Origin of the sequence: Pseudomonas sp. S4_EA_1b (genome assembly GCF_016307435.1) — a bacterium.
Lineage (GTDB): Bacteria > Pseudomonadota > Gammaproteobacteria > Pseudomonadales > Pseudomonadaceae > Aquipseudomonas > Aquipseudomonas rhodesiae.
Map to the genome: position 1 here is coordinate 19,112 of NZ_JAEILC010000143.1, position 8,757 is coordinate 27,868.

The 8,757-nt window shown below is 62.5% G+C and carries 7 protein-coding genes; all 7 read right to left on the minus strand.

The window, feature by feature from the left end; genetic code table 11:
- Nucleotides 1-168: 168 nt before the first annotated feature.
- A complete protein-coding gene (locus tag YA0848_RS32535; protein ID WP_034099155.1) occupies nucleotides 169-837 on the minus strand; it encodes an SPOR domain-containing protein in 669 nt (222 codons plus the stop codon).
- A complete protein-coding gene (gene folC / locus YA0848_RS32540) occupies nucleotides 821-2,128 on the minus strand; it encodes a bifunctional tetrahydrofolate synthase/dihydrofolate synthase (RefSeq protein ID WP_169869008.1) in 1,308 nt (435 codons plus the stop codon). The genes YA0848_RS32535 and folC overlap by 17 nt, the downstream gene beginning before the upstream one ends.
- Nucleotides 2,125-3,045 (minus strand): acetyl-CoA carboxylase, carboxyltransferase subunit beta, encoded by a 921-nt coding sequence (accD, locus tag YA0848_RS32545; protein WP_034099158.1) that lies wholly within the window; start codon nucleotides 3,043-3,045, stop codon nucleotides 2,125-2,127. Before accD ends, folC begins: the two co-directional genes overlap by 4 nt.
- 244 nt (nucleotides 3,046-3,289) lie before the next feature.
- Nucleotides 3,290-3,922, minus strand: coding sequence for a phosphoribosylanthranilate isomerase (locus YA0848_RS32550; RefSeq protein WP_034099160.1), 633 nt, complete (start codon nucleotides 3,920-3,922; stop codon nucleotides 3,290-3,292).
- A 63-nt stretch (nucleotides 3,923-3,985) separates the two neighbouring features.
- Nucleotides 3,986-4,810 (minus strand): tRNA pseudouridine(38-40) synthase TruA, encoded by an 825-nt coding sequence (gene truA, locus YA0848_RS32555; RefSeq protein WP_034099162.1) that lies wholly within the window; start codon nucleotides 4,808-4,810, stop codon nucleotides 3,986-3,988.
- Between the two features lie 158 nt (nucleotides 4,811-4,968).
- On the minus strand, nucleotides 4,969-7,533 hold the full coding sequence (locus YA0848_RS32560; RefSeq protein ID WP_198712547.1) for a FimV family protein: 2,565 nt from the start codon (nucleotides 7,531-7,533) through the stop codon (nucleotides 4,969-4,971).
- A gap of 164 nt (nucleotides 7,534-7,697) precedes the next feature.
- Nucleotides 7,698-8,708, minus strand: coding sequence for an aspartate-semialdehyde dehydrogenase (locus tag YA0848_RS32565; protein ID WP_034114434.1), 1,011 nt, complete (start codon nucleotides 8,706-8,708; stop codon nucleotides 7,698-7,700).
- Nucleotides 8,709-8,757: the final 49 nt, after the last annotated feature.

Below are 8,757 nucleotides of genomic sequence, written 5' to 3' on the forward strand. Positions count from 1 at the left end.
TGTCGGTAAGCGGTGATTGCAGCTGCTTAGCAAATCAATGGTTTGCGACGCCCATGACAAACCAATGTGGGAGGAGGCTTGCCTCCGATAGCGGGCCAGTCATTCGTCGACTGCTACACCGCCATCAGATTCCCCCCTCCCACACTCAGACCGATTGGTCGGCTTGAATCAGCCACGCTCAGGCTGGAAACGGGTCACAAAACCTTTCAGACCCTGTTGACGATCGAGCAAATCGCGCAAACGATCGGCTTCGGCACGCTCGATTAACGGCCCGATAAATACCCGATTCTTGCCGTCAGCACTGCGGATATAGGCGTTGTACCCTTGAGCCCGCAGCTTTTTCTGCAAGGCGTCGGCACCGTCGCGATTGCCCAGGCTGGCCACCTGGATTGACCAGCTGATCGACAGACCATTGGCATCGATACGGCTCTGCCCCACGTCCGGCTTGCCCGGGGCGGCGGGCTGTGGCGCCACCGGCTTGGGTGCCGGCGCGGGCGCCGCAGGCTTGGCAGCTGCGGTCGCTGGCGCAGGTGCCGGAACAGGCTTGACCACCGGCACGCTTGGCTGCACCGGCATCGACGGCGCCTGTTGCGTCGCCAGGTCTTCCTCGCTTGGCACAGGTTCTTCTTCCGGCAAAGCTTGCGGCTCAGGCACCACCACCGGCTCAACCTGTACCTGCGGCACTGCCGGCGCCTGAGGCGCAGCCGGGGCCTCGACCACCACCTGGCGCTGTTCGTCCTGGCGGGAAAACAGCATCGGCAGGAAAATCACGGCCAACGCCACCAGCACCAGCGCGCCGACCATCCGCTGCTTGTAAGCGCTATCCAGTAATGCCATGTGCAGCTTCCTCCGTGGAGCGCCGGGCCAACCACTCAAGCGCCTCGGCAACACAATAAAATGATCCGAACAACAGAATCTCGTCCTCGGGCATTGCCACCGCACACTGCGCCTCAAGGGCTGCGATGACGCTTGTATACGACGTCACCGGTGCACCAAGGTTCTGTAGCGCCGCCGCCAATTCCGCGGCCGGACGACTGCGCGGCGTATCCAACGGTGCTACCGCCCACGCCTGGACGCTGCTCAGTAGAGGCGCAATCACCCCATCAAGATCCTTGTCGGCCAGCAACCCGAAGACCGCAAGACGTCGCCCGACCGGCGGCGTGCGCGCCAAGCGGCGCGCCAGGTAGTCGGCGGCGTGGGGGTTATGCCCCACGTCCAGCAGCAGATTCAAGCGCTTGCCTTGCCATTGGACCACACGACGATCCAGGCGCCCGGTCACCCGGGTCGACAACAAGGTCGCAGCAATCTGCTCGGCATTCCACGGCAGATCCATTAGCAGATAGGCTTGCAGCGCCAGCGCAGCGTTTTCCATCGGCAGATTCAACAGCGGCAGGTCACCCAGCGTCACGACCTGTCCACGCGCATCACGCCCCTGCCATTGCCAGTGCCGCTCGCCAATCTCAAGTTTGAATTCACGGCCTCGCAGGAAAAACGGGCAATCCAGCGTGCGCGCTTTGTCCAGCAATGGCTGCGGCGGGTCAAGATCGCCGCACAGCGCAGGCTTGCCCTGGCGGAAGATTCCGGCCTTCTCGAACGCCACGGATTCCCGTGTGTCGCCCAGATAATCGGCGTGATCCACGCCAATACTGGTGACCAGCGCCAGGTCGGCATCCACCACGTTAACCGTGTCCAGGCGCCCGCCCAGGCCCACTTCCAGCACCACCACATCCAGCTGCGCACGCTCGAACAGCCAGAACGCCGCCAGAGTGCCCATTTCGAAGTAAGTCAGGGAAATATCGCCACGCCCGGCATCAAGCGCGGCGAAGGCGTCGCACAGCTGCGCATCGGTGGCTTCGACGCCATTGATCTGCACCCGCTCGTTGTAGCGCAGCAGGTGCGGCGAGCTGTACACGCCCACCTTCAGGCCTTGGGCCTGCAGCAACGCGGCGACAAAGGCACAGGTAGAGCCCTTGCCGTTGGTGCCGGTCACCGTGATTACGCGCGGTGCCGGCCGGCCCAACCCGAGGCGGGCCGCTACCTGTTGCGAGCGCTCCAGGCCCATGTCGATGGCGGAAGGATGCAACTGCTCAAGGTAGGCGAGCCATTCGCCCAGGGTTCGTTGGGTCATAGGTTTGCAGGCACCGGCGGCACCACGATCGGCTCGACCTTGGGCGCAACGTATACCGGCGTAGGCAAGCCCATCATTTGCGCCAGCAGGTTACCCAGGCGCGGACGCAGTTCGCCGCGCGGAATGATCATGTCGATGGCTCCGTGCTCCAGCAGGAACTCGCTGCGCTGGAAACCTTCGGGCAGCTTTTCGCGCACGGTCTGCTCGATCACGCGCGGGCCGGCAAAGCCGATCAGGGCTTTTGGCTCGCCGACGATCACATCACCCAGCATCGCCAGGCTGGCGGAAACGCCGCCGTAGACAGGGTCGGTCAGCACGGAGATAAACGGGATGCCTTCTTCGCGCAGACGCGCCAGCACTGCGGAGGTCTTGGCCATTTGCATCAGGGAGATAAGGGCTTCCTGCATACGCGCACCACCGGAGGCGGCGAAACAGATCATCGGGCAACGGTTTTCCAGCGCATAGTTGGCGGCGCGTACGAAGCGCTCACCAACGATGGCGCCCATGGAACCGCCCATGAAGGAGAATTCGAACGCCGACACGACGACCGGCATGCCCAGCAGCTTACCGCTGACGGAAATCAGCGCGTCTTTCTCGCCGGTCTGCTTTTGTGCGGCGGTCAGACGGTCCTTGTACTTCTTGCCGTCGCGGAACTTGAGGCGGTCGACCGGTTCCAGGTCGGCGCCCAACTCATTACGGCCATCGGCGTCGAGGAAAATGTCGATGCGGGCGCGGGCGCCAATACGCATGTGGTGGTTGCACTTGGGGCAAACGTCCAGGGTCTTTTCCAGCTCGGGGCGGTACAGCACCGCGTCGCAGGATGGGCACTTGTGCCACAGACCTTCAGGAACCGAGCTTTTCTTCACCTCGGAACGCATGATCGAAGGGATCAGTTTGTCTACTAACCAGTTGCTCATGCTTTCTTTCTCCAGTACCGGTGGCTTGAACTCAGCCCCGCGTATGCCCTTGAGCTAAATTCATATGTGGCGATGACACAGACTGGACGGGGTCAGACGTTCGACCTGCCATTTCCAGCCAGTGCCCTCAGCCTTCCAGACAACCTGCCAACGCAAGGTTGCCACTTCGTTTCCGAGCCACCCACAGGCGGCGTCGGGCTGTTTTACACAGTGGTAGTTATGGACGGCGGCAGACTGCCAGCCGTCACATCCCGCCATTGCTGTCGCGCACGGCCTGCATGAACGCGCGAATCTTGCTGTGATCCTTGATGCCTTTGGCCTGCTCCACCCCACCGCTGACATCTACCGCATAGGGCCTGACTTGCTGGATGGCCGCACCGACATTCGCTGGGGTAAGCCCGCCGGCCAGGATGATCGGTTTGCATAGCCCTTGCGGAATCAGCGACCAATCGAACGCCTCGCCCGTGCCGCCCGGAATACCTTCGACGTAGGTGTCCAGCAATATGCCCCGCGCACCGGCATAGGCGGCGCAGGCACTGGCGATGTCATCGCCGGCCTTGACTCGCAGCGCCTTGATGTAAGGCCGCTGATAGCTTTCACATTCTTCGGGGGTCTCGTCGCCATGGAATTGCAGCATGTCCAGCGCCACGGCATCCAAGGTTTCGTTGAGTTCGCAACGGCTGGCGTTGACGAACAATCCCACGGTGGTCACGAACGGCGGCAAGGCGGCAATGATGGCCCGCGCCTGCAACACATTCACCGACCGCGGGCTTTTGGCATAAAACACCAGGCCGATGGCATCCGCCCCCGCCTCGACGGCTGCCAGCGCGTCTTCTATGCGGGTAATCCCGCAAATCTTGCTGCGAACGGCTGACATGTCGTAGAAACCTCGGGGTTGGACCGCGAAAGTCCCGGATGGTAACAAAAGCTTTTCCGGGCGTCAGCCGCCAAGTTCGCTGAAGCCGGTCAGGAAGTGTGGCCCGATAAAACGCTCCGGCAGCTCGAATTCGTCCCGGTACTCCACTTGCACCAGATACAGCCCGAACGGGTGCGCCGTCACACCCCCGGTACGCCGGATGCGGCTTTCCAGCACTTCCTTGGCCCATTCCACCGGACGCTCGCCGGCGCCGATGGTCATCAACACGCCAGCGATATTGCGCACCATATGGTGCAGGAACGCACCGGCACGGATATCCAACACAATCATCTTGCCGTGACGGGTCACACGCAGGTGATGAACTTCCTTGATCGGCGACTTGGCCTGGCACTGGCCGGCACGAAACGCACTGAAGTCATGCACGCCAACCAAATGTTGTGCCGCCTCGGCCATGCGTTCGGCGTCCAGCGGGCGGTGGTTCCAGGTGATCTCTTCATTGAGGTGGGCCGGACGGATCTGATCGTTGTAGATCACGTAACGGTAGCGCCGGGCGATGGCTTTGAAACGCGCGTGAAAATGCGCGGGCATCACTTTGGCCCAGCTGACGCTGACGTCATGGGGCAAATTGATATTAGCGCCCATGACCCACGCCTTCATTGAGCGCTCGGCCTGGGTATCGAAATGCACCACCTGGCCGCAAGCGTGGACGCCGGCATCGGTGCGCCCGGCGCACATCAGCGACACCGCCGAGTCGGCGACTTTGGACAGCGCATTCTCCAGGGTTTCCTGCACCGTCGGCACGCCGGACGCCTGGCGCTGCCAGCCGCGATAGCGCGAACCTTTGTATTCAACGCCCAAGGCGATGCGGTAAAAGCCTGCGGCCGCCATTTCGGCGGCCGCGTTATCTATATTTGCCAAGAACTGAGAGCCTGATGAGTTGCGCAAAGGCGGCCATTATAAGGCCGCACGCCACATACGCCATGTGTTTGGTGGGCTGCAAAGCAAAACGGCGACCCGAAGGCCGCCGCTGCGTCAATGGCCCGTCATCAAGCCAGCCGGCCGAGCATCTCTTTGGCCTCGCCGCGCTGCACCTCGTCGCCCTCGGTGAGCACTTCGGAAAGGATGTCCCGCGCACCATCCGCATCGCCCATGTCGATATAGGCCTGGGCCAGGTCGAGCTTGGTCGCCACTTCATCGGTGCCGGAGAGGAAGTCAAACTCTGGCTCATCATCACCCAGCGCGGCGTCCTGCGCCGTGAAGGACGGGTGCTCAAGGCTCTGGGACAGGCGATCCAACTCAGCGTTGACGTCGTTCAGCTCCGAGGCGAACGCATCCGGCTTGGCCGCTGCCTCGGGTTCGTCCGCCAAGGACAAGTCGAAGTCCTCCGGCAGGTCGAAGTCGTCCAGGGCCGCAGGCGTCAACGTTGGCGGCTCTACGGCCGGCACGTCCTTCATCTCGCTTTCCAGACCCGAAAGGAAATCGTCGTCCGACTGCGCCGACGCTGGCGCGTCCAGCTGCAAGTCGAAATCCGCCAGCTCATCCGGGGCGGCCTGGGCTTGGGTTTGCTCCTTGAGCAGGGATTCGAAGGTCTGCTGATCGTCCTTGAGTTCGGCCGGGGATGCCGACTCCAGCTCGTCCAGGCTCAGATCGAAATCCGTATCGAACGCTTCCGGCTGCTGCGCGGGCTTATCTTCCAGCAACTCCTTGACGTACTGAGCGTCAAGGGCAGCGGCGGCCACCGCGGCGCTGACCCCCGCGGCCAGCACAGCCATCGCCGGGAAGCGCGCCTTGAGCTGCTCGACATGGGCGTGGTTTTCACCGTTGGCCACCAGTTGACGCTCTTGGGTGACGAAGCCGTCTTTGTCGTTTTGCAGGCCGTAGACCTCCATCAGCTTCAGGCGCAGATCGCTGCGCTTGGGCTCATGCTTGATCGCCTGCTCCAGTACATCGGCGGCCTGATTGAGCAGGCCGCGATCAATATGGGACTGAGCCAACGCCAAGGCGTCATTGGCGTTTTGCGGCGCGACCGCCGCGGCCAGGGGCGACAGCACGGACGCAACCGACGGTGCCACCACCGGCGCGCTCACCGCAGCAGGCGCGGGCGCAGCAGCCAGTTTGACGTTCGGTGGTGGCACCTCCAGGCCTTCAAAACTGTCCGGCGGCAGGTCCTGGTCGATATTGGAGGTGAATTCCGGTTCTTCGGCCAGGGCTCGCGCCATGCGCAGGTGCTTTTCTTCTTCGCGGCGAGCATTGCGATGGCGCAATACCAGTAGCAAAAGCAGCAGTGCAATCAAGGCCGCGGCACCGCCGACCACACCCAGGACGATCGGGTTGGTCAGCAGCTCATTGAACTTGCCTTCGGTGGCGGCCGGTGCCGCATCCGTCTTGATCGGTTCAGACACCGGGGCCACTGGGGTCGGTGTAGTCGGTGTAGTCGGTGTAGTCGGTGTAGTCGGTGTAGTCGGTGTAGTCGGTGTGGTCGATGCAGCAGGAGCAGCCGGGGTGGCAGCGGGGTCGGCGGCTAGTTGGGCCGACATCGCCGGCGCTGCGGCGGCAGGGTCCGCTTTTTCAGCTTGGAGGCGAGCCAACTGATCGTTCTTCAGTTGAATCAGCTTTTGCAGCTTGTCCAGTTGGCTTTGCAGGTCGGCGGCGCGGCTTTTCAGCTCTTCGTTGTCGCGGCGCGTGGTGTCCAATTGCTCCTGGGTCATCGCCAACTTGTCGCTCAGGGCCTGGCTGTCGCCAGCCTTACCCTTGCCGCCTTTCTTGGCCGCTTCGGCAGAGACCAGGCTCAGGTTGTCCTTGGCATTGGTGGTCGCCGGGGCATTGCCCGTCTGGGTGCGTTTGGTGGCGTCCAGCTGCTGCTTGCCGGCGGCCTGGTTGGCCGCCGTGCGACGGCCCTGACGCCAGGCCTCGTTCTGCGCCCTGACTTCGGCGATCGCCTGGGGTTGCGGCAGTGCAGTGCTTTGGACCGTGTCCGGCAGGCGCAGCACCTGGCCGGTTTTCAGCCGGTTGATATTGCCGTCGACGAACGCGCTCGGATTAAGTGCCTGGATAGCCAGCATAGTCTGTTGGACCGAAGCGCCATTGCGATGCTTTTCGGCAATTTCCCACAGGGTATCGCGGGAGGTGGTGGTGTGCTGGGCGGGCTTGCTCACGGCCGGCGCACTCAGGCGCGGCGCCGGGGCTGCGGTGGTGGCGGCCGGCTGATCGAACTTGGCCGGGTCAAGCAGCACGCTGTAGTCACGCATCAAACGGCCATTGGGCCATTGCACCTGCAACAGGAAACGGATGTAGGAATCGGGCAATGGCTTGCTGGAGGTGACGCGCACCACACTGCGACCATTGGGATTGACCACCGGGGTGAACGTCAGGTCATCGAGAAACGCCTGACGATCGACGCCGGCATCCACAAACGCCTGTGACGACGCCAGGCTCGGCGTGATCTCGGACGCCGTGAGGCCGCCGACATCGAGCAATTCGATTTCCACCGACAAGGGCTGGTTCAGCTTCGACTTGAGGGTCATTTCCCCCAACTGGAGCGCCTGCGCCATACCGGAGGACAGCGCCGAGGCGGCCGCTATTGCTAACACCAGTTTGCGAACTTGAACCATAGCCTCATCCTTTGTTTGAACGCTCCCCGGCCTGCGAGAAGGTTGGTAACCGCTGCCATAAAAGGCATGGCGAGCCGATAGGTCACCGACACGCAATTGTTCCTGCTTGGGGCCAAGCATAGCGCCTGGTTAGAATCAATCTACAAATTGCCGCCAAGTATCTTTTACACAAGGCCTTTTATCAACAACTGCGCCAGCTGCACGGCGTTGAGCGCCGCGCCTTTGCGTACGTTATCTGACGTCAGCCACAGATTTAGTTCCGCCGGGTCATCCACACCGGCACGCACACGCCCGACATAGACCACATCCTGGCCCACCGCATCGCCGACTGCCGTTGGATAATCGCCCTCCTCTACAAGCTCTATCCCAGGCGAGGTATCGAGAATGCGATTCACCGCAGCGAGATCGACCGGCGCCCCCAATTGCAGCGAGACAGTCAGGCTATCGCCAAAAAACACCGGGGCTTGAACGCAGGTTGCGGAAATCTTTAGCAATGGTAAATCCAGCACGGCGCGCAGTTCGTGTACCAGGCGCTTTTCCAGGGCGGTATGACCTTGAGCATCTGGCGTGCCGACTTGCGCCAAGAGGTTAAAGGCCATCTGGCGATCGAAAAACTTTGGCTCCAATGGCCGCGCATTCAGCAATTCGGCGGTTTGCCGGGCCAGTTCACTGACGGCTTCGCGCCCCTGTGCCGACACCGCCAGATTAGCTGTGACGTTAACCCGCTGGATATCCAGCAAGCCACGCAACGGCGCCAGGGCCACCGCCAGGTATGTGGCGGATGGGCTCGGGCTGCTCAGCAGGAACGGTTTGCCCAGTCCATCGAGCAGATGGGCATTGGCCTCAGGCACCACCTGCGGCGCCTGCTCGGCGGGCAACGCGCCCGACAGGTCGATCACCGAGCAACCCGCGGCGGTGGCGCGCGCAGCGAAGCTCATGGTCACGGCCGGGCCGGCGGCGAAAAACGCCAGGTGCGCTTTGCTGAAATCGAACTCGTCTACCTCTCTGACCCGCACGTTCTTGCCACGAAACGGCACCGAGGCCCCGGCGGAGTTGCTGCCCGCCAGCAGATACAAGGTGCCCACCGGAAACGCCAGTTCTTCGAGAATCTGCACCAGGGTTTCACCGACGGTGCCGGTGGCGCCGATCACGGCGACTTCAAAGGTCTGGGTCATGGGGGTTGCCTCGGGCATTGCGGGGGGAGCGGCACTTTACCGGGTGGCT